Source organism: Corynebacterium sp. Marseille-P4611 (assembly GCF_916618765.1).
Taxonomy (GTDB): Bacteria; Actinomycetota; Actinomycetes; order Mycobacteriales; family Mycobacteriaceae; genus Corynebacterium; species Corynebacterium marquesiae.
Window position 1 is genome coordinate 1631002 of record NZ_CAKAKD010000001.1, and the last position, 24085, is coordinate 1655086.

Here is a 24085-nt window from a genome sequence, read left to right on the forward strand (position 1 = left end):
AGGAGGCGGCCGCCATGGCTGTAGCCGTACGCGTGATCCCCTGCCTAGACGTGGACCAAGGCCGCGTGGTCAAGGGGATCAACTTTGACAACCTGCGTGATGCCGGCGATCCAGTGGAGCTGGCCGCGCGTTATGACGCCCTAGGAGCCGATGAACTTACCTTCTTGGATGTCTCTGCTTCTAAGCAAGGCCGCTCCACCATGCTCGAGGTCGTGCGCCGCACTGCGGACCAGGTATTCATCCCATTGACGGTGGGTGGCGGAGTTCGCAGCGTTGATGACGTCCGAGAATTATTGCGCGCCGGGGCAGATAAGGTCTCTGTAAATACCGCGGCCATTAAGAATCCGGAACTGCTGCGCGAAATGGCTGAGATTTTCGGGGCCCAATGCATCGTGCTGTCCGTTGATGCCCGCCGGTGCCACGAAGAGTATGCGCCATCCGGCTTTGAGGTCACCACGCACGGCGGTACGGAATCGGCCGGGATCGACGCCATTGAATGGGCACGCCGCGGCGAAGAACTCGGCGTAGGGGAGATCCTCCTTAACTCGATGGATGGCGACGGCACAAAGGAAGGGTTTGACCTTGAATTGCTGCGCGCCGTGCGCGCAGCGGTGACCATTCCCGTTATCGCCTCTGGCGGCGCGGGAAACGCCGCAGACTTCCCACCGGCAGTTGCAGCAGGCGCCGATGCCGTCTTGGCAGCAAGCATTTTTCACTTCGGTGAGGTAGAAATCAGCGATGTGAAAGAGGCTCTAGACGCTGCGGGCTACGAGGTGCGCCGATGAGTAGCCCGGGCGACTTTGAACTTAACGGGGACATCGCCAAGCAGCTCAAGCGCAATGACCAAGGCTTGGTGCCGGCCATTGCCCAGGCTGAGTCTGGTGAGGTGCTGATGCTGGCCTGGATGGATGACCACGCTTTGGCCCATACCCTCGCTACCCGCAAGGCAACGTATTTTTCGCGCTCGCGCAATGAATATTGGGTCAAGGGAGAAACTTCTGGAAATACCCAAGAGGTGCTGGGCGTTCGCCTTGACTGCGATGGAGATACTATTCTGCTGACCGTGCGGCAGCGCGGCGGCGCTTGCCATACCGGTGACCGCACGTGCTTTGACGCCACCGATCTCCTAGGAGGGCAATCGTGAAGGCTAGACGCCTTGGACCACTACTTATCGCTGTAGGAGCCATCGTAGTGTGGCTGTCCTCCCGTGCTACGTGGGTGGTAGCCTCCAGCGAGGACGACAAGGCCGGCTCCGCGGCCAATGACATCATCGGCTCGGCCTGGTCGCTGGAAATCATGGCCTTGACCCTAGTTCTGGTAGCCGGTGCCGTCGCGGGGATGGCGCTGCGGCGCGTCGGTAGGCGAGTGGTGGGCATTGTGTGCGCCCTCGCGGCCGCGGCTAGTGCATGGACCCCGGTGAGCCTGTTGACTGCGGGCGCGGACGTCGAGCGCGCCCAGAAGATCCTGCAGGGAGCCTCAGCCAATGAAAACGCCGTAGACTCTGCCCAGATTTCTGACTGGGCCACGGTCGTTTCCACCGAGGTGCATTCCCTGGGACCAATTCTGGACCTAATAGGTGCGGCAGCGGCCCTATTCGGTGCAGTCATGCTTGCGCGCAATCCAGGCGTGGATAAGGCGAAGGCGTCTAGCAAATACGAAACCCCGGCGGCACGACAAGCAAAGCTGGAAGAGGATTTGGAAACCTCCTCCGACTCTGGCCGTGTGATGTGGGACGCGCTTGATAGTGATATCGACCCCACTGATATGGGCAAAAATTAGCCCCGTTTCCTGTGTAATTTCCGGAACGGCACGCTAGCGGGTTAACCTAAGTGTGATTTTAATCGCCCGTGGAGGGAGGTGCTGATGCCTACGCCCATTGCCGTTGACCACCTAGTTGCAGGAGTCTTGGAGGACGTCGCTGCGCGGGAGGCTCGCGTGTCTTTCAAAGAGGTGAAGGCCCGCTCGCGTGACATGGAGCCTCCCCGGGATGCCCGCGCGGCTTTGCTGCGCACAGGCTGCTCGGTTATCACAGAGCTCAAGCGCGCCGTACCCTACGGTGGCGAAATCGCACATGTTGGCTCTGCAGAACAGATGGCGGAATGGGCCCGCACCTTTGAACACTGCGGCGTACATCTCATGGCATGCCAGACCGATTTCCGCCGCTTTCATGGTTCTTTGGAAGACATGGCAGCAGCCCGCGCTGCGATTGATATTCCCATGATGTCGCGCGATCTCATCGTGGATCCTTATCAAATTCACGAAGCCCGGTGCTTTGGGGCCGATGCTATTCCGTTGCAGGTTGAACTCTTAGAGCAAGCTCGCCTGGAGGCACTTTTGGATCGGGTGGAATCGCTCGGGATGGCCGCTATCGTTGAGGTGCGCAACTGCGCCGAGGTCGACCGCGCAATCAAGGCGGGAAGTAGCATCATCGCCATTAATGCATGGTCGTTGGCTTCGGATGCCATTAACCGCGAGGCGTTTAACGATATCGCCCCGGGCTTACCCGAATCCATCCTGCGCATCGCAGTGGGCGGGGTTAATAACGCGCGCAACCTGTTTCACTATGCTTCACGCGGCGCCGATGCAGTTTTGGTGGGCGAATCAGTCATGGCTGCCCAGGATCCTACGGCGCTGGCGCGCTCTTTGGTGGCTGCCGGGCAGCATCCAGCGTGCCCCGCGCGCAAGATAGAATAAGGCCCCAACTAGCTGGTGGGGTGGGGGATAAGGCACACTGGGTACGTGCACACAGAAATTCTTGCAAATATTCCGTCTCCGCCGCAGGGCGTGTGGCAGTTGGGGCCCATTCCCATTCGTGCCTATGCGCTGTGCATCATTGTAGGTATTATCGTCGCCTTGCGAATGACCTTACGCCGCTACACCGCACGCGGCGGTAACCCAGACACAGTATGGGATGCCGCCATCGTGGTCATCCCAGCCGGCATCATTGGCGGGCGGCTCTACCACGTCATTACCGATAACCAGAAGTACTTCTGCGATAGCTGCAATCCCGCTGACGCGCTGAAGGTTACCAATGGCGGCCTGGGCATTTGGGGAGCCGTAGCCTTGGGCGCACTAGCTTTGTGGGTGCTTTTCAAAGTGAAGAAGGTGCCGCTCGGCCCCTTTGCTGACGCGGTGGCGCCAGGCCTCGTCCTCGCGCAGGCGATTGGACGCCTGGGTAACTGGTTTAACCAAGAGCTCTATGGGCGCCCGACCGACGTTCCGTGGGCTTTAGATATCTATTACCGTGTCAATGAAAACGGCGGCTATGCTCCCGTTTCTGGGCATTCCACGGGTGAGGTCATGACCTCGGTGCACCCGACCTTCCTGTACGAGCTCGTGTGGAATGTTCTAGTATGCCTTTTCCTCTTGTGGGCTCACAAGGCCTGGAAGTTGGGGCACGGGCGCGTCTTTGCCCTCTATGTCATGGGCTATACATTGGGGCGCTTCTTTATTGAAGGGATGCGTTCCGATGAGGCGACCCATATCTTTGGGGTCCGCGTGAATCTCATCGTGTCGCTTGTGATTTTTATCATTGCCGCGATTGTCTTCTTTGTGCTTGATAGGCACCGGCAGGGCCCAGAGTCCCCCGAAGAGGTGGATCCTAAGTATTGGGCAGAGCACCGCGCACATGATGCGCACCGCGATGAGCACGCGGTATCTGACGGGCAGCAAACGGGTTCTTTATCGACGTAAACACTGCCCAAGTGTGTCCGGTTGGTTTTGGTTTTGTGGGAAATGGGACGTTTTGGGGTGCCCGTTCAGAAAATGAAACCGAGAAATTGTGGCCTCAATCCTTTCGAAGGAGTAGGTTGGGGAGTGTTCAGTTTCCCCCGACGGAATAGGCCAATAATGCTGGATAGAAGAACGAAGATTGTTTGTACTCTCGGCCCTGCCGTTGCTAGCGAGGATGGCATCTTGCGCCTCGTACAGGATGGCATGGACGTTGCCCGCCTGAATATGTCTCACGGCGAGCATGCAGACCATGAGGCGAATTACAACTGGGTGCGCCAGGCCACCGATAAGACCGGCCGCGCCGTAGGTATCTTGGCGGACCTCCAGGGCCCTAAGATTCGCCTTGGCCGCTTTATCAACGGTGAGGAGCAGTGGGATGACGGCCAGATCGTCCGCATTACCGTGGACGATATCGAAGGCACCCATGACCGCGTCTCCACCACCTACAAGGGCCTGGCCAAGGACGCCAAGCCAGGTGACCGCCTGCTGATCGACGACGGCAAGGTTGCCGTTGTTTGTAAGGAAGTCGACGGTAACGACGTCGTCTGTGAGGTCACCGAAGGGGGACCGGTTTCCAATAACAAGGGCGTTTCCCTCCCCGGTATGGATATCTCCGTGCCGGCTTTGTCGGAAAAGGATATCGCTGACCTGCGCTTCGCTTTGAAGTTGGGCGTTGACCTCGTGGCACTGTCCTTTGTCCGCTCCCCAGCAGATGTGGATAAGGTCCATGAGATTATGGACGAAGAGGGTCGCCGCGTTCCGGTCATTGCCAAGCTGGAAAAGCCTGAGGCAGTAGACGCGCTCGAGTCTATCGTGCTGGCATTCGATGCCATCATGATTGCCCGTGGTGACCTCGGTGTTGAGGTGCCGCTGGAGCGCGTCCCGCTGTTCCAGAAGCGCGCTATCCAGATCGCTCGCGAGAACGCTAAGCCGGTCATCGTGGCTACCCAGATGCTGGATTCCATGATTTCTAACCTGCGCCCGACCCGTGCAGAGGCTTCCGACGTGGCTAACGCCGTTCTCGATGGCGCTGACGCCGTTATGCTCTCTGGTGAGACTTCCGTGGGTATTGACCCGCAGAACGTCGTGCGCACCATGTCCAAGATCGTGGCTAATGCTGAAGATGGCGGCAAGGTTCCACCGCTGACTCACGTTCCGCGCACCAAGCGTGGTGTGGTGTCCTATTCCGCCCGCGATATTGCCGAGCGCCTCAATGCAAAGGCTATCGTAGCCTTTACTACCTCCGGCGATACCGCTAAGCGAGTGGCTCGCCTGCACTCCCAGCTTCCGCTGTTGGCGTTTACGCCGGATCCAGCGGTTCGTTCCCAGCTGGCTCTGACGTGGGGTGCTGAGACCTTCTTAAGCCCGGACGTTAAGTCCACCGATGACATGATGGAAGCCATCGATGATGCATTGCTGGAGATGGACAGGTACGAGGAAGGCGACATGATTGTCGTCATTGCTGGTACCCCTCCAGGAATCGCTGGTAACACCAACATGATTCAGTGCCATCTGTTGGGTGAGACCAAGAAGTAATTTCTTTCGGTACAAGCGCCGCGACCCTCCTTTAACACGTTCCACGGGTCGCGGCGCTTTTCTATATACATTTATACAAATGTAGATTTATATTATATACCTCGAGTACACTCAGCGGTTGCTTTCCTGACATGCGGCTGCAGTACTTTTTGGTTGTGCTTGTTTCAGCTTCTCTACAGATTCGAAGGACAACTGCACAATGACCTAAGTCAGGCCGATTTGGTCTCAGTGGCTGCGCTTACCGCCATCCGTTTTCATTTAATTGTCAATAAGCGTCGACGGGGGTAGGCTGAGTGCATGGCACACGAGCACCACGACCACGATCACTCCAGCATGCCGCTGCGCGCACTCTTGATTGCGCTAGGCATTACCGGCACCGTCTTCTTCGCGGAGTTGATCGGCGGCTGGTTGGCGGGTTCGATGGCGCTGATGGCGGATGCGATGCACATGCTTTCCGACGCTGCGGGGTTGATCATCGCGGTGTTAGCGGTGTTGGTTGGGCGCCGACAAGCATCGGCTCAGGCCACGTACGGCTACCGACGAGTGGAGGTGCTTGCTGCACTGGCGAACGCAGTGATGGTGCTGGCGATCTCGGTGTGGATTGTCGTCGAGGCGGTGCGCCGCCTGCAGAGCCCGGCCGAAGTGCAGGGAAAAACGATGCTGATCATCGCGGTGATCGGCCTGGTGGCGAATGCGCTATCGGCGTGGGTTCTGCACCGGCACCGCAAATCCTCGATCAACGTGGAGGGCGCGTTCTTGCACGTGTTAGTGGATATGCTCGGCTCGGTCGCAGTAATCGTGGCCGGCATCGTGGTACTGACCACGGGGTTTGTGGCGGCGGACGTGATCGCCTCCCTAGCGATCGCGGCGATGGTGCTGCCGCGCGCCTGGCAGCTCATGCGGCTTTCGGCGAGCGTGCTGCTCGAGCAAGTCCCGGCGGACTTCGACGCCAGTGCGATCGAGCCCGCGCTGCGGCAGGTCGAGGGCGTTGCTGACATCCACGACCTGCACCTGTGGAGCCTGGACGGCGTGAACGTGCTCACGACCGTGCATATCGTGCGCGACGGCACCGTCGGCACCGGCCCGCTGTTGGATGCCGCTCAGCAGGCCCTGCGCGAACACGGTATCGAGCACTCCACCATCCAGATTGAGCACCCAGAGCACGAATCCCACGAGACGGTGTGCTGATTCCCTTCTAACCTGACTTAGGCCAATTTTGTGCGGAAGTTCGCGGCCGGTGATTACTTGGATGGTGGCAGTGAGGTCGGGCGGGAATGGTACGGCGGCGTGAATGGTTTCGCCGCCAACGACGAGTTGAAAGCTGCGGTATTTCTTGAGTGTTCTCACGAGGCGTTTGATGAAGTGACCACTGCGGGTCTCCATCAGGTGGGTCACGGCTAGTGCTGCCATCACAATATTGAGATGTGCTGTGATCGAGTTTTGTTTCCTCGCATAGATTGGGCGTGCTTTCAGGTCTGATTTCGACATCCGATACGACATTTTCAATGTGGAATAGCCTGCGGTAATGCCCGATAACCTCCTGGGCGGGAAGAGCGGTCAGGTCGGTTTCATAGCCTTTAATTCCGGCTAGGGCTCGGTGTTTGGCAGCAAGAGCGTAGTTGACCTTCTTGTTCGGGGTGGAAAGATCGAAATAGCGGTTGCGCTTAATGGCGATTTCTCCGTCAACAGCGCGTTTGGCTTTTGCGACTTGCTCTTTGCTTCCGCGCAGGCCGCGTCTGGCCCGATCATAGGAGTACTGGAAGTGGGTCACCGTATTCGGGGTTGTGTGTTTGCGCGCATCGCTTGCCGAGGCTTGTGTCCAGATCTGGCCGTGGGCGTAGGCTTCACCAGGGATTTCCCGCCGCCAGGTTTCAATCACCTCAGGCACGGTGGGGTTTCACCGACAAAATGTAGTGCAGACCTGCATCTATCAATGCTTGCTTGTTCGGAGGGTGATGCTCCTATGTTGTGTCAAGCTGATTTGAGAAGTTCTTCATAAGCCAACCTCAACTCCGGCAAAGGGCGCTTGCCGGTTTCGATATCACTGATTCTCGCCGGGGCACACCCGAGTTTTTCAGCAACCTGGGCTTGCGATAACTGCCTCTCGATCCGTCGAGCTTTGAGTTCATCAACCTCTACCTGGCCCGTTGGAAGAACGGCCTGACCCAAGCACAACACCCGGTAGACCTCCCTGACAATGGCGCGTTTCAGACACCGTAAGATCTCCTTTTTCGACAATCCTTCCTTGGTGCGTTTGGCTACGTAGTCCCTGGTGCGTTGGTCATGATGCATCCGCACCAACGCGATCCGATGCAACGCAGAATTCGCCCGACGATCACCACCCCGGTTGAGACGGTGCCGATGAGTCCGTCCAGAACTAGCCGGAATCGGTGCGGCCCCGCACAGATGAGCTAATGCTGCCTCGGAGTGAATCCGGCCTGGATTATCCCCCACACTGACAATCAGATCAGCAGCCACCACGGAACCACACCCAAATATCGAGGTCACATGCGGATTGATCATCTCAACCAGGATACTGATGTGTTTTTCCAGCTGCGTACCCTGTTTCTGTAAATCACGATAGGTGGTGGCTAATGTCTTCAACGCGAGGAGCACCCCATTTCTGGGGTCGGCCAGGTCAGCTGATGGTCGGCACCGGGACAAGGCCTCCACCATGACCAATGTGGACATCGCACTATAGCGGCGTCGAATCTCATCGGGTGCTGTGACCAGCAACGATTTGATCGTTGTCATCAGTTTCGCTGCTGTCATCACGAGCTGACGGCGGGTGATCTGCAACCCACGGAGGGATTCCACTGGCCCGGAAGTGTCTTTCGGGATGCTTAAGGCTTCCCCGGTGAGCACCTGGCGGGCGGCAGCGACAGCATCAACGGGGTCTGATTTGCCGTCCCGGCGTCGAACGGCCCGGGTAGGGCGTAAGACTTCTACGACTGAGTATTTCTGGGTGCGAAGGTGGCGTGTCAGGCCTGCTCCATAGGAGCTGGTTCCTTCCACACCGACGGTGGTGACACCGTAGGTTGCCATGAACTCTGAAATCGCCACGTAGCCAGGGTTGGTGGCGGGGAAGGTGTCGGTGGCGATGTGCCGGCCGGTGTCCGAAATAACGGCAACAGTGTGGGTATCGGTGTGGGTGTCGATTCCGGCAACGGGGCCGGTGGGGCAGTCGAAAGTGGTAGACATTGGGGATCAGGTCCTGTCTGTGAGCAAACGTGCGGGTGACCCGCGATCCGGGGTTTCCGGGCAGACAAGACGCTGATGGGACGACTACACTAGACACCTGCCGGGGTGGTCACGGTGGAGACGTCACGCTCCTATAAGGTCATGGGCGGATTCACCAGATTGCGGTACAGGGTCGGAACTAACATGGAAGACAGATCACGCTGAAGGCACATGAGGAGATCATGGCCAGTCAAGAAGTGGGTCATTCCACGTGGTTCCGATCCTGTATTCCCATTATCAGCGTCAAGTTGTTTGTGTGTGGGGTTAGGTTTATAGGTATTTGTCGAAGCTGTCGGGAAAGGCCACGGCCATTTGGTTGATGGCTTGTTTCCAGCCGGAAACTCGGGCTCCTTCCATGAGTCTGCCGGCTGTCGCTGAGACTCGTTTGCCTTGCTTTGCTCTCTTGGCGGCTCGTTTGTCTTCGATGTTGCAGATCATCAACCACAGCGTCTTTATCGCTGATTCATCGTTGGTGAACTGCATCCTGTTGCGGGTAGCTTTGCGCAGTTCATTGTTAAACGATTCAATGGAGTTCGTCGTATAGATTACCTTTCTGGCTGCTGGTGGGAACTGCAGAAACGGTACGAAACGCGCCCACGCATCACGCCAGACCTTGACTGAGCGGGGGTATTTTTCTCCCAATTCAGAGGCTTCAAATTCGTCTAAAGCAGCCTGAGCTGTGGACTCGTCCGTGGCGGTGTAAATCTTTTTCAACGCGGCTGATACGCCCCGGCGATCCCCGTAGGCTACCCACCGGTTAGCGGCGCGAATCAGGTGCACGATACAGGTTTGCACCATAGAGTTCGGCCACGTTGCTTCAACTGCTTCTGGCAGGCCTTTCAGCCCGTCACAGCAGACGATAAAGACGTCTTTGACCCCACGGTTAGAAAGATTGGCGCATACCTGCGCCCAAAATGAAGCGCCTTCTTCTTTGGCAATCCACAATCCTAAAATGTGTTTGATACCGTCCAGGTCCACGCCGATTGCCATGTACGCACTCTTGTTGACTACTCGGCCGCCGTCGCGGACTTTAATGCGCAACGCGTCCAGGAAAACCACGGGGTAGAACTCATCTCACTGGCGGTTTTGCCAGACCATGACCTCATCGAGCACGGCGTCAGTAACCGCTGAAATCGTCTCATGGGAAATATCGACACGCATCGCCGTTGCCATATGGTGCTGGATGTCCCTAATTGTCATCCCACCGGCGTACAAGCTGACGATCATGTCATCAACGTCGGTCAAGCGCCTAGAACCTTTAGGGACCATAGTCGGAAAGAATGTTCCAGCCCGATCTCTTGGCACATCAACGGTGACTGGCCCGTAGTAAGAATCCACAGTCTCTGGATACGACCCGTTGCGGTGATTGTCTGTTCTAGCTGCAGCTTTGCCGCTCCTGTCGCCAGACTCGTAGCCCAGGTGGGCATCCATTTCAGCGTTGAGGCCTCTGGTAATCGAGGCCTGTAACATGCCGCGAACCAGGTCATTAGCATCCGTTGTGGACGTGCCTAGGTCGTCAATCAGCTTCGCGATGTCAGGGTTAGCAAGCAGTTTCTTTTCAATCGCATCAATCTTGGCCTTATCAGCCGGATCTCGTCTCGCCACAGTAGTCAATCTGGTCGATCTCCTCATGCAGGTTAGGTACCCACACACAAACCATCAGACACTCTCTATTCCGAGGCCACTCCGGCCGCATGGGCCGCGCACAACAAGGACCGCGATAAGCTGCAGGACATTAGCCGTGAGATGCTCGGCAGCGCCCTCGACTTGGTCATGGCAGCTGGTCATCCGTTCTACGACAATGACCACCAAAAGGTCGATACTCCGGATTACAGCTTCATGTATGAGGAGGACTACGGCAAGCTTTCCGCTGGCGAGACCGACTGGAACTACTTTGAGTCCAACGATGACTTCAAGAAGATGGCGGAAGGCGACGTCAAGCCGGATCAGAAGTACTGGGGTATCGCACAGGTAGGATCCACCTTGCAGAACTCCCGCTCTGGCGAGGCGAAGGAGCCGTACTCTGATCCGCTTAACGACGTCGTGGATCTCCCCACCATGACCACCGGCGCACTCAACGCACTGGGTCAGGATGAGGATGGATTCTCCGTCATGATCGAGGGCGGTGCCATCGACTGGGCCGGACACGGCAATAACCCGGTGCGCGACATCGAAGAGACCCAGGACTTCAACAAATCGGTCGATGCCGCCATCAAGTGGGTCGAGGAGAATTCTTCGTGGGAGGAGACCCTGCTGGTTGTTACTGCAGACCACGAAACCGGCTATCTCTCCGGTGCGAACGAGGCTCCGACTGAGGATAACCCTGAGGCGGATAACCGCTTCAACGCTATGGAAGGTGAGAAGGGCAAGGTTGCTCGCCACGGTTGGTACTCCGGTCAGCACACCAACCAGTTGGTGCCGTTCTTCTTCAAGGGCGCCGGCTCCGAGGACATCATGGCCCGTATCTCTGGGACCGATTTGGTCCGCGGTGACTACATTGACAACACCCTGGTAGCCAACTTGACCTTTGATGAGTGGTGGAACGATGGCACCGGCCAAGCAGGCGATCCAGAGCAGCCAGAAGACGCTGCCAACCCGTCCGATGACGCCGGCAAGGAAGGCAGCAGCAAGGGTTTTGCTGCCGGTCTAGCTACGGGTCTGGGACTTCTGGGCGCAGTTGTCGGCGGCCTCGGCTTCCTAGCTACGCAGATGGGCGTGCTTAACATTGACTTGAAGCCCATTTATGAGCAGCTCAAGCGCGTGGGCCTGCGCTAAACAGAATCAGGCACACCGCCTTACCTAAAGGTCCTGCCCTTCGCTGTGGAAGCGAAGGGCAGGACCTTTTCTTAGCGCTGGGAAATCGGGGTCGGTTGGATCTTCCACACCTCGTTCGCGTAGTCCGCGATGGTTCGGTCCGAGGAGAAACGGCCGGAATAGCAGATATTCAGCCATGCCTTCTTTGCCCACGCAAGCTCATTCTCTTCATACTCCGCGGCCATGCGGTCGCGGGTCTCGCGGTAGTCGGCGAAGTCACCGAGGACGTAGTACTGGTCTTGGGCGTGCTCCCCGAAGCCGTCGAGAAGCGAGGAACGCAAATCGCCGAAGATGCCGGCATTGTCGGCGCCCAGGGTGCCGTCGACAAGCGCATCCAGCACGCGGGCCAAGCCTGGCACGCTCTGGTAAAGCTCGCCCGGGTTGTACTCGGCGCGCAGCTGCGGCAGCTCCTCATTGCGGGCGCCGAAGATATAAGCGTTGTCCTCGCCGACCGCCTCGACGATTTCCACGTTTGCTCCATCCATGGTGCCCAAGGTCAGCGCGCCATTCATCATGAACTTCATATTGGACGTGCCGGAGGCTTCCTTGCCAGCCACAGAAATTTGCTCGGAAATATCAGCGGCCGGGATGATGTGCTCTGCGGGGGAGACGTTGTAATTCTCTACGAAGACGACGCGGATGATGTCCTTGGTGGCCGGATCGTTATTGACTAGGTCTGCGATGGTGTTGATGAGCTTAATAATCGCCTTGGCGCGGTCGTAGCCCGGCGCGGCCTTGGCACCAAAGATGAAAGTACGCTTCGGCACGGTTTCGCCCTCGTCCTTGATGCGGAAGTAGAGGTCAAGGACGTAGAGGGCGTTCAACAGCTGGCGCTTGTACTCGTGCAGGCGCTTAATCTGCACGTCAAAGATGGAATCAGGGTCGATTTCAGCGCCTTGGTGGACGTTTACCCACTGCGCAAAGTCGCGCTTATTGGCCTGCTTGATGGCGATCAGTTCTCGTAGTAGGTCAGCATCGTCGGCCTTATCGGCGAGTCTGGCCAGCTGGGTGAGGTCAGTAACCCACGCATCGGAACCAGCCTGCCGGGTGAGCAGTTCTGCCAAGCGGGGGTTGCACATCTTCAGCCAGCGGCGCGGGGTGACGCCATTGGTCTTATTGTTGAATTTTTCTGGCCAGAGCTCATGCCATTCGGACAGCGTATCGGCCTTGATAATTTCGGTATGCAGGGCGGCGACACCGTTAATGGAGTAAGCGGCGTAGCAGGCGATCCAGGCCATGTGAACCTGTCCGTTGGACACCGGCGCCATGTAGTCAATGCGACCCTGATCCAGGCCGCGACGGGCCATATCTTCGCGGAAGCGGCGATCGATTTCTTCCACCAACTGCCAGATGCGCCAGAACAGCTTTTGGAAGATGGACACTTCCCAGCTCTCCAGTGCCTCCGCGAGCACGGTGTGGTTGGTGTAGGCGAAGGTCTCGGTGACGATCTTCCACGCCGCATCCCAGCTCAGACCATGGTCATCGAGCAATATGCGCAGAAGCTCTGGGATGGCGAGCACTGGGTGAGTGTCATTGAGCTGGATGGAGTTGTACTGCGCAAAACCGGTGAGGTCCTCGCCGTGCTGGGCAATGTAGTTATCCACCATGGTTTGCAGGGAGGCGGAGACAAAGAAGTACTGTTGGCGAACGCGCAGTACCTTGCCCTCGTAGGTGGTGTCGTTGGGGTAGAGCACGCGGCAGATATCCATGACGCGCTCGCGATCGACAATGGCCTCCGTAAAACGCTGGGAGTTGAATGCGTCGTAATCGAATTCATCGATGGGCTCGGACTTCCACAGGCGTAGCGTGCCTACGTTATCGGTTCCATAGCCGGTGATAGGCATGTCATAGGGAATGGCGCGCACATCCATGTCATCGAAGTGGACGCGGCGTTGCTCGGAGGCGCGGCGGATGATGAAGTCATAGCCGTTTTCCATCCATGCATCAGGCTGTTCCTTCTGGAAGCCATTCTCAAAGGACTGGCGGAAAAGGCCGTAACGGTAGAGCAGGCCATAACCGGTGACGGGGTAGTCCTGGGTGACAGCGGAATCGAGGAAGCAGGCGGCAAGGCGGCCGAGGCCACCGTTGCCGAGAGCGGCATCGTGCTCGGCGTCGAGAACATCGCTCAGCTCGTGATCGGCAGCGGTGGCCGCTGCCTTGGCATCGTCGACCAAGCCCAGGTTGGTGAGGTTATTGAGCAGCGCGCGGCCCTGCAGGAACTCCGCGGAGAAGTAGTGCTGCTGGCGGGTGGCAGCGTAAGCCGAACGGGTGCGCTCCCAATTATCGGCAATCTGCTCCATGACGGCGCCGGATAGGCCCGACCAGAACTTGCGGTAGGAAGCGCTGTGCGGGCTCACACCGGAGGCCGCACGAACATGGGAGGGAACGGTGGATTCGAAAACAGAGTGCCGTGGCTGGCTCATGTGAAACCTTAAGTTAGTGGGAAGTCACGAAACGCCTGCCAGCTTAATAGGATTAGCGCAGCCTCGCAGGGGGAATAGGGAAAGGCGCGCCGGGTACCTAGAACTTAGCCAAGTAGGTCAATGCCGCACCATATGCTGCCCGGGTGGAGGCATAGACAGTCGGGGCATAGTCTGGAAGGAAGGTCGCCTGGTGGTTGACAGGTGGATCCTCTAACTCATTTTCCGGGGTGCAGCCGATGTGCCAAAAGACATAAGGTACGCCCCATGCCTGTGGTAGATAGCAAAAGTCCTCAGAGGCGGTAGAAGGCGAGGCGATGACCGAATCGGAGCCGAAGACGGCATCGAAAACCTCGGCCACTGGTGCGTGGGCCGTGGCGTCGTTATCGGTGACCTCGCCGTGAGCGTAGTACTCAAAGGTCGGGTCCTGCTCGCTTCCGGACGCCACACACTCGGCCTTGACCATGCGCTCGAGGGAGGCATAGACCTTTTCCGCGAGTGCGGGATCGTAATAGCGCGTATTGAGTACGAGCTCGGCGGATTCGGGAATGATGTTGTTTTTATCGCCGGAGTGTAGCTCTCCTACAGAGATGACAAAGAACTCGTGTGGGGCAACTTCGCGGCCCACGATAGCTTGGAGGCGGGTGACGATCATGGCCGCGATATAGGTGGGGTCGATGGAGTTATGGGGCATGGAGGCGTGGGCCGATTTTCCAAAGACGCGAATGCGCAGGGAATCGCAGCCGGCCATGATGGGGCCGGCGGTGTGGCGCACAGTACCGGCGCGGCCGGGCATGATGTGTTGTCCTAGGCAAATATTGGGACGAGGCACACGCTCGATGAGGTTATCGGCCAACATGTCCTTAGCCCCCACGGAGGATTCTTCGGCCGGTTGGAAAAGGGCGAGGAAGGTGCCGGACCAGGAGCTCCGAGAGGCGTCGAGAAGCGCGCAGGCACCCAGCAGCGCCGTGGTGTGCATATCGTGCCCGCAGGCGTGCATCTTTCCATTAGTGGCGGAATAGGACACGCCGGTGGCTTCCTCGACAGGTAACCCATCGAAGTCTGCGCGCAGCAAAGCAGTGGGCCCATCGCCGTTGCGGAAGATAGCGACCATACCAAAGCCGCCGATGTGTTCTACTACTTCGCAGTCAAAATCGGCGAGCTTGGCGCGGATGCGAGCGGCGGTGCGCTCCTCTTCATGCGAAAGCTCGGGGTGGCGGTGCAGGTCTTCGTAAAAGCCCTGCTGCCACCCCAGATCGGCTTCTTGGGAAGTGACAAGTTGGGCGATGCGGGCAGAATCAGACATGGTTTCACACCTTAGGGATTGGGTAGGGTTGGCGCTATGCCGGTTATTCAATTTGATGTTTTGGTTCCCAACGCGCAAGCAGAGCGCGTCGCGGAAATCTTTACCACCGCCACGGACAAGCTGGTGGAGAGTGGTTCGCTTTCCTCAGCTGACGTTACCCGCCCAGAGGCACCGCAGTTTCCAGAGGGGTTGGAGGAGCAGCTGCGGCAAAATTATCGCGACGAGCATGAGGACCGCGACCTTGAGGACGCGAGCGTGCACCGCTACGACATTGCGGTGGCGGGCGTGAGTGGCTCGGTCAACCAGCTGGGCATGGTGCTCTCGCGCCTTCTCACCCCGCATGCAGTGCTGCCCAAGGACCACGTATTGCTTGAAGACGAGCTGGCACATGAGCGGCCCGCTATCTTCCCGTGGTCACTGTCCATTCGGCCTTAGAGCTGCTTGACGATGTCCCCGGCGGCCGCCGCTAGCTGCTGGGCCAACGAGCCTTCTTGGCTAAGGGGAGCGCAGTAGGCGTCGGTGTCGTGTTCGAAGGAGCCGGCGATAATGACCACGGGAGTTCCGGCTTGTCGGGCGAGATCCGTGATGGTTCCGACTGCCTTGCCGGTCAGAGACTGTTCATCAAAGCGGCCCTCGCCGGTAATGACGAGATCGGCAGCGGCGATCTTTTCCGGAAGGCCCAGTGCTGCGGCCACGTGCGTGCCGCCGGATAGGACGCGCACGTGTTCGTCTGAGCCCCAGAGGGTGCGCGAGAGCCAGGACAAGCCAATGGGAAGGCCACCCGCGGCGCCATAATATTCGGAGTCTGCATCGGTGTCGGTAACCTCGCATGCTTGGAGCATGGCGCCGGCCAGCAGCGCTACTTCTTCGCCTTTAGCTCCCTTTTGGGGGCCGTACATAGTTGCCGCTTGCACTGGGGTAGCGCGGGTATCTGCCAGCAGTGTGAAGTCGAGCATGCCGGCCTTGATATTGAGCTGCGCGGTATCGATGTGGTCCAGTTGAACGAGGGGAGCGCCGCCTTTGGGTAGGGCATAGCCGCGGGCGTCGTGCGCGGCGGCGCCGAGTGCGGTGAGGATGCCCATCCCGGCGTCAATGCTGGCGGTGCCGCCTAATCCCAGCACGATCGAGGTAGCGCCTCGTGTTTCTGCGTCCGCGATCAGCACGCCGGTGCCATAGGAATCGGCGTGGAGCGGATCAAGGCTGCCCTGCACGGCGGGCAGCCCGGTGGCAGAGGCGACGTCAATGAACGCAGTGGTTCCGGCAAGAACATAGCTTGCCTGAGTCAAGCGGCCAATGGCGTCGGTAGTGGGCAGGGTAATGGTCTCGGCGGATTGTCCGCCGGCCGCTGCTGCCTGCGCAAGGACGGCAGCGGTGCCCTCGCCGCCATCGGCCATGGGCAGGGTGGTCACTGTGGCGTCGGGAAGCACCTGGCGCACCCCCATAGCAATGCTGGCTGCGGCCTCGGGCGCGGAGGCGGTGCCTTTAAACGAGTCTGGGGCGACGACAATATGCATGCCCGCAATTATAAAGCCCGTGTGCAATGGGGCACTGCGCGACTTAAGTTTCGAACGGTCTACAGAAAATATCTATCTTTATTGTGGCTGGTAAAAGGTGTTGTGTATCTCCCTAAACCCTCGAACCTGCTTGCATTATCGGTAGTGTGATAGGAAACTGGTATCTGTTCTTACAAGTCCACAGAATGGAATGCACACCATGTCAGTAGATAGCCAAATCTCTGAGTACTACGACAAATTGCTCAAGCGCAATGCGGGAGAACCAGAATTCCACCAAGCGGTTTCTGAGGTCCTGGATTCGCTGAAAATTGTCCTAGAAAAAGACCCGCAATACGCGGACTACGGACTGGTGGAGCGTCTGTGCGAGCCTGAGCGCCAGCTCATCTTCCGCGTGCCATGGATCGACGATAATGGCGAAATCCAGGTCAATCGCGGCTTCCGCGTTCAGTTCAACTCCGCGCTCGGCCCCTACAAGGGAGGTCTCCGATTCCACCCCTCGGTCAACCTGGGCATCATCAAGTTCCTCGGCTTTGAGCAGATCTTCAAAAACTCCCTTACCGGCCTGCCCATCGGCGGCGGCAAGGGCGGTTCTGACTTTGACCCCAAGGGCAAGTCCGAGGTAGAGGTCATGCGCTTTTGTCAGTCCTTTATGACGGAGCTGCACCGCCACATTGGCGAATACCGCGACGTGCCAGCCGGTGACATCGGCGTCGGCGGCCGCGAAGTCGGGTTCCTCTTTGGCCAGTACCGCCGCCTGACCACGCAGCACGAATCTGGCGTCCTTACCGGCAAGGGATTGACCTGGGGTGGTTCCCTGGTTCGTACCGAGGCCACGGGCTTTGGCACGGTCTACCTCACCAATGAGATGATGAAGACGCACGGCGAGTCTTTCGACGGCGCCAAGGTTATCGTCTCCGGTTCTGGCAATGTGGCCATCTACGCCGCAGCTAAGGCCCAAGAGCTCGGAGCCACCGTAGTTGCGATGTCTGATTCTTCCGGCTACATCACCACCCCTAATGGCGTGGACATTGAACTGCTCAAGGACGTCAAAGAAACCCGCCGTGAACGTATTTCCACCTATGCCGAAGAAGCTGGAAACGGCGTGGAATTCCACCAGGGAGGAAATATCTGGGAAGTACAGGCAGACGTGGCTTTGCCGTGCGCAACGCAAAATGAGCTCGATGGTGAATCCGCAAAGAAGCTCGTCGACGGCGGCGTTCGCTACGTAGCCGAAGGCGCCAATATGCCGTCTACCCCAGAGGCGGTCCATGTCTTCCAGGAATCTAAGATCAACTTCGCGCCGGGCAAGGCTGCCAACGCTGGTGGCGTTGCTACCTCTGCGCTAGAAATGCAGCAAAACGCATCCCGTGACTCCTGGTCCTTTGAATACACCGATGATCGCCTCCATTCGATCATGTCCAATATCTTTAAAAACATCGATAGCACGGCTAAAGAATATGACCGTGAAGGCGATTACGTCGCCGGTGCAAATATTGCTGGCTTCAAGAAGGTAGCGGACGCCATGCTGGCACAGGGCGTCATTTAGTAGCTCGCTTTTACTTTTAAGCTCCCCCTCTGCGCTGCCTTTGTATAGAGGAGAAGGGGAGCTTGTGGCTTTTTAGAAGCGCCATTAATTCCGTGCGCGGGCCGATAGTTGGAGATGATCGGCTCTGGAAGTGAAATCTGCAGTATACACTCGGTGCGTGGCCTCCACGTCTGGCACGTGAGGGCATGTAAAATTCGCAGCATGTACCGTGTCTTTGAGTCCCTAGATGAACTAGTCCAGCACTTGGAAGAGGCCCATAGCCTCCCCATGACCTCTAATTGCATGGTTCCGCGCCATGAAATGCTCGCGCTTCTCGACGATCTCCGAAACGCCCTGCCCGTTGAAATTGATGACGCGCAGGATGTCTTGGATAAGCAGGATGAAATCCTGCACGGCGCCGAAGAGCGTGCGGACCAGACCATCAATGACGCTAATGCGCAGGCCGATGACATCGTGGGCCATGCTCGCGAGGAGGCGGATGCTACGGTCTCCCACGCAGAACAGCATGCCGCCAAGCTAGTGGCTGATGCTGAAGCTCGCGCTCAGTCCATGGTGGAACAGGCCCGCGCGGAGGCTGACCGCACCATTGCTCAGGCCAATGATGAATATGAACGTTCCGTTGCAGAAGGTCGTGCTGAGCAAGAGCGTATGGTTTCGGAATCGGAAGTTGTCCGCCGCGCTGATGAGGAAGCACACCGCATTGTGGAGTCCGCCCACACCGAGTCCAACCGTCTGCGCAGTGAATGTGATGAGTTTGTAGACGGCAAGCTAAGTGAATTTGAAACCACCCTCAATGGGCTGCTGCGCACCGTAAGCTCTGACCGCTCTGCACTGCGCGGCGGTGCCGGCGTCCGTTCCCGCGGCGGCGACTACCAGCCCTCGGGTCGTGCCGGTGGCGTTGCGGGAGGCCCCCGTTACGCAGAAGGCGAGGCATACGAGCGTCGCTATAACGAGCGCTAAACCTTTAAATTCTTTCTGCCCTTTAAGCTTCATTTCCTGGATGGAACTGGGCTCTGGAGCTTGAGGGGTGAGGGATGGTTTGGTCCCTTATATCAGGCACGGCTAAAGGCTCTGGTGGGTGGGCAGACGGTTTGTCGTACACCGTCTGCCCACCCACCAGAGCCTTAATGCTTTCCTACCAGCGCGGGTAGTTCAGGAGGTTGTGCGGGAGCGCGGCAGTGTGGTGGGCACTGCCGTATTTGCTGCATGGGGAGTAGCTGTTAACGGCGTGTGTGTGGACGTGGCGCTGCCTTCTTCCCTCGAGGTGAGATGCGCAGGCGCGGCGGATTGGACGGCCATACATGCTGCAATGATTGTGGTCACTAAGCCGGGGAAAAGGAATGCAACGAGTGCGGTAAAGAAATAGGAAGACAGTGACGTCAAAGAACTATCCCTAAAGTTTTGCGGAAAGCACACGGCGCACATACTCACTAACGCACCTGTGGCAACTAGCATGGTGCCTACAGAAATAAGCGCGGTAGGAATGGTCTCCCGTGAGAACCAAGTAATGGCGCCTGCGCTCAGGGAAAAGATGAGTGCGCCGGTAAGCACCGAAAGGTCCATGCCAGTGGGCAATACCAGGATGGTGCCAGCTACCAAACCGGCAACGATGCTGCAGATGAGTGCAGTAAAAAGGCGAATCCCACTAGCACCATAGATTCCTGAACGGTCCGGCTGTGGAGTGGCGTGCACGAGCGTGCCGGCAATGGTTAATACCGCGGCAGGAAGGCAGCTAAACATGGCGAATCCGAGTGCGATGCTGCGTGGATCCGGGGAGGCTAGCGCCAAGTGGTAAGTCATGTATCCACACTAAAGACGGCTTTGGCTTGGGAAAAGGCTATTCCGGAAAGGCATAGGCCCTTTTACTTTAAACGACAGACTCTTGACAGAAAGTTTGCCTGTGCTGGCCGCTAGGCGGAGTTTGCGGGGCAAGGTAGACTACCTAGTGTTATGACATCACCATTGAAGTTCGATGTGGGCGAATTGTTGAACGCCCAAGGCGCTGACGCACTGCCGGAGCAACGCACCCAGACCGGCCCCGCACCTGAGAGGATCGGCGTCGAAATGATCGCTATTCCGAAGGGCGAGGAGCTCACTGTAGACGCCACCTTGACCCCTCTAGGTGCAGGTGTCTTGGTGGATGCCAACGTATCTGGACGGCTGACAGGGGAATGCTCCCGGTGCTTGAAGGAACTGCACCCAGAGCTGGACTTGCACGTCACGCAGGTTTTTGCTGCCGATGAATCTTTCGTCTCTGGCGATGACCCTGCAGCCGATGATGAAGGCTCCGGAGATGAGATTCCGGAGATCGAGGATGATGAGTTGGACCTTTTGCAGGCCGTGATCGATGAGGCAGGCCTCAACCTTCCCTTCGCGCCGGTGTGTGAGGACGGCTGTGAGATTGACACGCCTGAAGGGGTGACCACCGGTATTTCTGGTGAAGAAGAGGAAGATAAGGTCGATCCCCGCTGGGCTGGTTTGGAGAAGTTCCTATGAGCCGCAAAAAGAAGCTAACCGGGGAAGAGGCACTGGCAGCTGAATTTGCTGCAGTAGACCACAGCCCATTGTTGGAATCGCTCGGCGTGGAATTGCAGCCAGAACACCTGCGTTTGGCGCTTACTCACCGGTCGTTTGCCAATGAGAATGGGCATTTGCCTAATAACGAGCGCTTGGAGTTTTTGGGCGATGCGGTGCTGGGCCTGTCGGTGGCCTCTCAGCTCTACATCACTTATCCCTCTCGTCCTGAATCGGATATTTCCAAGATGCGTGCTTCGATCGTCTCGCGCTACGGACTATCGGATATTGCTCGTGAGATAAACCTCGGCCCGCACATATTGTTGGGTAAGGGCGAGCAATCCACTGGTGGCCGCGATAAGGATTCCATCCTTGCCGATACCACCGAGGCTATCTTTGGCGCTATCTACCGCGAGCATGGATTCGAAACTGCGCGAGATGTCATCCTGCGCTTATTTGCGGAAAAAATCGAAAATGCCACTGTGAGCGGCCGCCACTTGGATTGGAAGACTACTTTGCAGGAGCTGTGCGCCGAGCTTAAGGCACCGATGCCGGTCTACTCGGCTACCTCCACCGGCCCAGAACATGACCAAACCTTTAACGCGGTAGCTACCGTAGCTGGTCTAACCGTGGGCAATGGAGTGGGACACAATAAGAAGCTAGCCGAGCAGCAAGCGGCTCAGGAGGCGTGCCAGACTTTGCGTGAGACTCCTCTCTTGGTGCAGGGCACTGCGCATAAAGAAGGCTAAGCATGCCGGAACTGCCGGAAGTCGAATCCGTCCGCCGGGGTCTTGAGCCCCACGTGGTGGGGCGGACTTTTGAGTCTGTGTACGTCCTTCACCCGCGTGCCAACCGTGGCCAAGATGAGCCACTTTCCGGTCTTCTTGTCGGTAAAGAGATCGCCGCTGTGGCCCGGCGAGGCAAGTTTATGTGGCTGGAATTTGTGGGCGAAGATTTCATGGATCCCCACCGCGACGTCCTTTTTGTCCACTTAGGCATGTCGGGCCAGGTTCGAATCGGCACGACTGATTCGCCGCATCTGCGCATTAGCGCTCAGCTAAGCGGTGGGACAGAGCTTAGCTTTGTAGACCAGCGCACCTTTGGCTATTGGCTCTATGCGCCGTGGGCGAAGATCTCGCACATTGGCATTGACCCGTTGGAACCAGACTTTGACATTGTGGCTACCGCACGGCGCCTGCGGGCAAAGAAAACTGCAGTAAAGACCGCACTGTTGGATCAAACCTTGGCTTCTGGAATCGGCAATATCTATGCCGATGAATCCCTGTGGGCGGCACAGATTCCGCCCCGCAAAAGGGCATCGACGTTGCGGCAAAAGGATGCCGTAGCCCTGCTCGAAGCGGCCCAAGAGGTTATGGCCGCCGCCCTAAAAGTGGGTGGCACGAGCTTCGATTCCTTGTACGTTAATGTGAACGGCGAATCGGGATACTTCTCGCGGTCCTTGGCCGCGTATGGGCGGGCTGGCCAGCCCTGTCAGCGTTGCGGAACGCTCTTGGAGCGCTGCGTAATTTCAGGGCGTTCCACCCATTTCTGCCCCCATTGCCAATAAGTTATGGCGCATGAGGTTCACGTTGTGAACCTCAAGGCAGTAAATTATTCTGCATGGATTTTCTTGAAAATGTCGTAACGACATTTAATGACGGCGTCTGGTCGTGGATTCTGCCCTGGCTGCTCATCGCTGCGGGCCTATTCTTCGGCATCCGTACCGCTTTGGTGCAGGTGCGCATGGTGCCAGATATGTTCCGCGCCGTCGTCGAGCGACCCAAGGGGGAAGGTCGCGATGAGGACGAGGACTACGGCGGCATCTCTGCTTTCAAGGCCTTTACTATTTCGGCCGCCTCCCGCGTCGGCACCGGTAACGTGGCCGGCGTGGCCGTGGCCATTTCCGTGGGCGGCCCAGGTGCTGTCTTTTGGATGTGGCTCATCGCCATCCTTGGTGGTGCAACTGCATTCATCGAATCCACGCTGGCGCAGCTGTGGAAGGTGCGCGATGGTGATGGTTACCGTGGCGGCCCAGCGTACTATATGAAGCGGGGTTTGGGCTGGGGCCCGCTTGGCGTTCTTTTCTCCATCGCTATCGCTTTTACCTTTGGTTTGGTCTACAACGCCTTCCAGACCAACGCCATCGCGGATGCGGTGTCTTTCTCTTTTGACCGCGATGACACCATGTTCCGCGCCATCATCGGTGTTGTTATCGCCATGGTTGCAGGCCTCATCATCTTTGGCGGTGTTAACCGCATTGCCAATATCACCCAGATCATCGTGCCTTTTATGGCGGTGGCCTACCTGCTTGTCGGCGGTTTTGTAGTCATCACGAACTTTGACAAGGTGCCGGGAATGATTGGAGATATTGTCGGTCACGCCCTGGGCATTAAGGAAATCGCAGGCGCCGGTCTCGGTGCGGCCATGATGAAGGGTATTCAGCGCGGACTGTTTTCCAACGAAGCTGGCGAGGGCTCTGCTCCGAATGCAGCGGCTACCGCGGCAGTCTCGCACCCGGTCAAGCAGGGCCTGGTACAAACCCTTGGCGTGTACTTCGACACCTTGGTGGTGTGTACCATCACCGCCTTCGTCATCTTGCTGGGGCCGGAGATTGCCTACGGCGCTGAAGCAGAAGGCGTCTCCTTGACCCAGGCGGCTTTGTCTTCTGAGGTGGGCGAGTGGGGCATCCACTTCGTCAGCTTCATCCTTCTCTTCCTGGCTTTCTCCTCCATCCTGGGCAATTATTACTTGGCGGAATCTAACCTGGAGTACCTCACCCAGAGCAAGCCTGCGCTGGTAATCTTCCGCCTTGTTGTGCTTTTCTTTGTCTGGTTCGGCGCAGTGGGCTCCCTGCCGCTGGTCTTTGCCTTGGCCGATACCGGTGCGGCAACCATGGTGATTCTCAATATCATCGCCATCGTGCCACTATCCGGTGTGGCGATTAAGTTGCTCAAGAATTACAACAAGCAGCGCAGCCAAGGCATTGACCCGGTATTCCACCGCGATATGATGCCGGAGCTGAAGGGCGTAGAGTGCTGGGACGGATCGGATCCTGTCACTCGCCGCAGGGAGGAGGATCGCCGCGTGTTGCGCGATAAGGGACACCACGACCACTATTAGAAATTAGGGAGACCGCATGGCACTGGAAAGAATGACCGCTTTTGTCCATGGGCACGTTCAAGGCGTGGGCTTTCGGTGGTGGACGCGCTCCCGTGCCCTTGAGCTCGGCTTGAACGGGCATGCCACTAATCTGGCCGATGGCCGGGTGCAGGTGGTAGCTGAAGGTCCGCGGGAGAAATGCGAGGAATTGCTGGGACTCCTCAAAGAGCAGCCGAGTACGACCCGCCGCCCGGGAACGGTGGATCTAGTCGTCGAACAATGGGCTGCCCCTAAGGGCGAATCTGGCTTCATCGAACGCTAACTCGCAGCACAAGCCCGCCCAGCCGAATCTCGAGGCTCGGCT

Annotated in this window: 22 protein-coding genes and 1 pseudogene; 16 read left to right on the plus strand and 7 right to left on the minus strand. The window is 57.9% G+C overall.

Translation table 11 applies throughout. The annotated features are described in order from the left end of the window. The first annotated feature begins 14 nt into the window (after positions 1 to 14). The 7 genes from hisF to LG376_RS07885 all read left to right on the plus strand — a co-directional run bounded on the left by hisF (position 15) and on the right by LG376_RS07885 (position 6456). Positions 15 to 785, plus strand: a complete 771-nt coding sequence (hisF, locus tag LG376_RS07855; protein WP_225746760.1) for an imidazole glycerol phosphate synthase subunit HisF — start codon at positions 15 to 17, stop codon at positions 783 to 785. Further along, positions 782 to 1144 carry a phosphoribosyl-AMP cyclohydrolase gene (gene hisI / locus LG376_RS07860; protein ID WP_198491661.1) on the plus strand — a complete coding sequence of 121 codons (363 nt, stop codon included), beginning with the start codon at positions 782 to 784 and terminating at the stop codon, positions 1142 to 1144. Before hisF ends, hisI begins: the two co-directional genes overlap by 4 nt. After that, entirely contained in the window at positions 1141 to 1779 is a 639-nt protein-coding gene (locus LG376_RS07865; RefSeq protein ID WP_225746761.1) for a TIGR02234 family membrane protein, read from the plus strand. Before hisI ends, LG376_RS07865 begins: the two co-directional genes overlap by 4 nt. 84 nt (positions 1780 to 1863) lie before the next feature. After that, on the plus strand, positions 1864 to 2694 hold the full coding sequence (locus tag LG376_RS07870; protein ID WP_198491659.1) for an indole-3-glycerol-phosphate synthase: 831 nt from the start codon (positions 1864 to 1866) through the stop codon (positions 2692 to 2694). Between the two features lie 45 nt (positions 2695 to 2739). Beyond that, positions 2740 to 3693: a prolipoprotein diacylglyceryl transferase gene (lgt, locus tag LG376_RS07875; RefSeq protein ID WP_225746762.1), complete on the plus strand. Its 954-nt coding sequence runs from the start codon at positions 2740 to 2742 to the stop codon at positions 3691 to 3693. 159 nt (positions 3694 to 3852) lie between these two features. Beyond that, positions 3853 to 5268, plus strand: coding sequence for a pyruvate kinase (gene pyk, locus LG376_RS07880; protein WP_198493275.1), 1416 nt, complete (start codon positions 3853 to 3855; stop codon positions 5266 to 5268). Between the two features lie 297 nt (positions 5269 to 5565). Next, a complete protein-coding gene (locus LG376_RS07885) occupies positions 5566 to 6456 on the plus strand; it encodes a cation diffusion facilitator family transporter (RefSeq protein WP_225746763.1) in 891 nt (296 codons plus the stop codon). A gap of 7 nt (positions 6457 to 6463) precedes the next feature. On the opposite strand, the gene LG376_RS07890 is transcribed toward LG376_RS07885, so the two are convergent. The 3 genes and pseudogenes from LG376_RS07890 to LG376_RS07900 form a co-directional block, all read right to left on the minus strand. Beyond that, positions 6464 to 7156, minus strand: a complete 693-nt coding sequence (locus LG376_RS07890) for a hypothetical protein (protein WP_225746764.1) — start codon at positions 7154 to 7156, stop codon at positions 6464 to 6466. A gap of 83 nt (positions 7157 to 7239) precedes the next feature. After that, positions 7240 to 8469: an IS110 family transposase gene (locus tag LG376_RS07895; protein ID WP_005324630.1), complete on the minus strand. Its 1230-nt coding sequence runs from the start codon at positions 8467 to 8469 to the stop codon at positions 7240 to 7242. A gap of 309 nt (positions 8470 to 8778) precedes the next feature. After that, positions 8779 to 10140: pseudogene (locus tag LG376_RS07900) on the minus strand (IS256 family transposase). Between the two features lie 114 nt (positions 10141 to 10254). Between LG376_RS07900 and LG376_RS07905 the strand changes: the two are divergent. Continuing rightward, positions 10255 to 11283: an alkaline phosphatase gene (locus LG376_RS07905; protein WP_225746765.1), complete on the plus strand. Its 1029-nt coding sequence runs from the start codon at positions 10255 to 10257 to the stop codon at positions 11281 to 11283. 71 nt (positions 11284 to 11354) lie between these two features. On the opposite strand, the gene LG376_RS07910 is transcribed toward LG376_RS07905, so the two are convergent. Together LG376_RS07910 and LG376_RS07915 are read right to left on the minus strand one after the other, a co-directional pair. Further along, entirely contained in the window at positions 11355 to 13745 is a 2391-nt protein-coding gene (locus LG376_RS07910) for a glycogen/starch/alpha-glucan phosphorylase (RefSeq protein WP_225746766.1), read from the minus strand. 97 nt (positions 13746 to 13842) lie between these two features. Continuing rightward, positions 13843 to 15048, minus strand: coding sequence for an amidohydrolase (locus tag LG376_RS07915; protein WP_225746767.1), 1206 nt, complete (start codon positions 15046 to 15048; stop codon positions 13843 to 13845). A gap of 36 nt (positions 15049 to 15084) precedes the next feature. On the opposite strand from LG376_RS07915, the gene LG376_RS07920 reads away from it, so the two are divergent. Next, positions 15085 to 15483, plus strand: coding sequence for a hypothetical protein (locus LG376_RS07920; protein WP_049378311.1), 399 nt, complete (start codon positions 15085 to 15087; stop codon positions 15481 to 15483). Here LG376_RS07920 and LG376_RS07925 read toward each other — a convergent pair. Next, positions 15480 to 16562, minus strand: coding sequence for a glycerate kinase (locus tag LG376_RS07925; RefSeq protein WP_225746768.1), 1083 nt, complete (start codon positions 16560 to 16562; stop codon positions 15480 to 15482). The genes LG376_RS07920 and LG376_RS07925 overlap by 4 nt on opposite strands. Before the next feature lie 199 nt (positions 16563 to 16761). On the opposite strand from LG376_RS07925, the gene gdhA reads away from it, so the two are divergent. Together gdhA and LG376_RS07935 are read left to right on the plus strand one after the other, a co-directional pair. Next, positions 16762 to 18108, plus strand: coding sequence for an NADP-specific glutamate dehydrogenase (gene gdhA, locus LG376_RS07930; protein ID WP_049378309.1), 1347 nt, complete (start codon positions 16762 to 16764; stop codon positions 18106 to 18108). A gap of 201 nt (positions 18109 to 18309) precedes the next feature. Next, entirely contained in the window at positions 18310 to 19068 is a 759-nt protein-coding gene (locus LG376_RS07935) for a DivIVA domain-containing protein (protein ID WP_049378308.1), read from the plus strand. A gap of 192 nt (positions 19069 to 19260) precedes the next feature. Here the strand turns inward: LG376_RS07935 and LG376_RS07940 are convergent, their stop codons facing one another. Continuing rightward, a complete protein-coding gene (locus tag LG376_RS07940) occupies positions 19261 to 19908 on the minus strand; it encodes a hypothetical protein (protein WP_198491653.1) in 648 nt (215 codons plus the stop codon). Between the two features lie 150 nt (positions 19909 to 20058). Between LG376_RS07940 and LG376_RS07945 the strand changes: the two genes are divergently transcribed. The 5 genes from LG376_RS07945 to LG376_RS07965 are packed head-to-tail and all read left to right on the plus strand — an operon-like array spanning position 20059 to position 24043. Then, positions 20059 to 20604 carry a DUF177 domain-containing protein gene (locus LG376_RS07945; RefSeq protein WP_049378306.1) on the plus strand — a complete coding sequence of 182 codons (546 nt, stop codon included), beginning with the start codon at positions 20059 to 20061 and terminating at the stop codon, positions 20602 to 20604. Then, positions 20601 to 21371: a ribonuclease III gene (gene rnc, locus LG376_RS07950; protein ID WP_049378305.1), complete on the plus strand. Its 771-nt coding sequence runs from the start codon at positions 20601 to 20603 to the stop codon at positions 21369 to 21371. Before LG376_RS07945 ends, rnc begins: the two co-directional genes overlap by 4 nt. Before the next feature lie 2 nt (positions 21372 to 21373). Then, complete coding sequence (gene mutM / locus LG376_RS07955) at positions 21374 to 22189, plus strand: bifunctional DNA-formamidopyrimidine glycosylase/DNA-(apurinic or apyrimidinic site) lyase (RefSeq protein ID WP_225746769.1); 816 nt, start codon at positions 21374 to 21376, stop codon at positions 22187 to 22189. A 53-nt stretch (positions 22190 to 22242) separates the two neighbouring features. After that, complete coding sequence (locus LG376_RS07960; protein WP_225746770.1) at positions 22243 to 23742, plus strand: sodium:alanine symporter family protein; 1500 nt, start codon at positions 22243 to 22245, stop codon at positions 23740 to 23742. A gap of 16 nt (positions 23743 to 23758) precedes the next feature. After that, positions 23759 to 24043 carry an acylphosphatase gene (locus tag LG376_RS07965; protein ID WP_225746771.1) on the plus strand — a complete coding sequence of 95 codons (285 nt, stop codon included), beginning with the start codon at positions 23759 to 23761 and terminating at the stop codon, positions 24041 to 24043. The last annotated feature ends 42 nt before the right edge of the window (positions 24044 to 24085 follow it).

Excerpts from the sequence above, each read along its gene's own strand:
- hisF (WP_225746760.1), top strand. The coding sequence starts at position 15 with ATGGCTGTAGCCGTACGCGTGATCCCCTGCCTAGACGTGGACCAAGGC.
- hisI (WP_198491661.1), top strand. The coding sequence starts at position 782 with ATGAGTAGCCCGGGCGACTTTGAACTTAACGGGGACATCGCCAAGCAG.
- LG376_RS07870 (WP_198491659.1), top strand. The coding sequence starts at position 1,864 with ATGCCTACGCCCATTGCCGTTGACCACCTAGTTGCAGGAGTCTTGGAG.
- LG376_RS07885 (WP_225746763.1), top strand. The coding sequence starts at position 5,566 with ATGGCACACGAGCACCACGACCACGATCACTCCAGCATGCCGCTGCGC.
- LG376_RS07895 (WP_005324630.1), bottom strand. The coding sequence starts at position 8,469 with ATGTCTACCACTTTCGACTGCCCCACCGGCCCCGTTGCCGGAATCGAC.
- LG376_RS07905 (WP_225746765.1), top strand. The coding sequence starts at position 10,255 with ATGCTCGGCAGCGCCCTCGACTTGGTCATGGCAGCTGGTCATCCGTTC.
- LG376_RS07910 (WP_225746766.1), bottom strand. The coding sequence starts at position 13,745 with ATGAGCCAGCCACGGCACTCTGTTTTCGAATCCACCGTTCCCTCCCAT.
- LG376_RS07915 (WP_225746767.1), bottom strand. The coding sequence starts at position 15,048 with ATGTCTGATTCTGCCCGCATCGCCCAACTTGTCACTTCCCAAGAAGCC.
- LG376_RS07920 (WP_049378311.1), top strand. The coding sequence starts at position 15,085 with ATGCCGGTTATTCAATTTGATGTTTTGGTTCCCAACGCGCAAGCAGAG.
- LG376_RS07925 (WP_225746768.1), bottom strand. The coding sequence starts at position 16,562 with ATGCATATTGTCGTCGCCCCAGACTCGTTTAAAGGCACCGCCTCCGCG.
- gdhA (WP_049378309.1), top strand. The coding sequence starts at position 16,762 with ATGTCAGTAGATAGCCAAATCTCTGAGTACTACGACAAATTGCTCAAG.
- LG376_RS07935 (WP_049378308.1), top strand. The coding sequence starts at position 18,310 with ATGTACCGTGTCTTTGAGTCCCTAGATGAACTAGTCCAGCACTTGGAA.
- LG376_RS07940 (WP_198491653.1), bottom strand. The coding sequence starts at position 19,908 with ATGACTTACCACTTGGCGCTAGCCTCCCCGGATCCACGCAGCATCGCA.
- LG376_RS07945 (WP_049378306.1), top strand. The coding sequence starts at position 20,059 with ATGACATCACCATTGAAGTTCGATGTGGGCGAATTGTTGAACGCCCAA.
- rnc (WP_049378305.1), top strand. The coding sequence starts at position 20,601 with ATGAGCCGCAAAAAGAAGCTAACCGGGGAAGAGGCACTGGCAGCTGAA.
- mutM (WP_225746769.1), top strand. The coding sequence starts at position 21,374 with ATGCCGGAACTGCCGGAAGTCGAATCCGTCCGCCGGGGTCTTGAGCCC.
- LG376_RS07960 (WP_225746770.1), top strand. The coding sequence starts at position 22,243 with ATGGATTTTCTTGAAAATGTCGTAACGACATTTAATGACGGCGTCTGG.
- LG376_RS07965 (WP_225746771.1), top strand. The coding sequence starts at position 23,759 with ATGGCACTGGAAAGAATGACCGCTTTTGTCCATGGGCACGTTCAAGGC.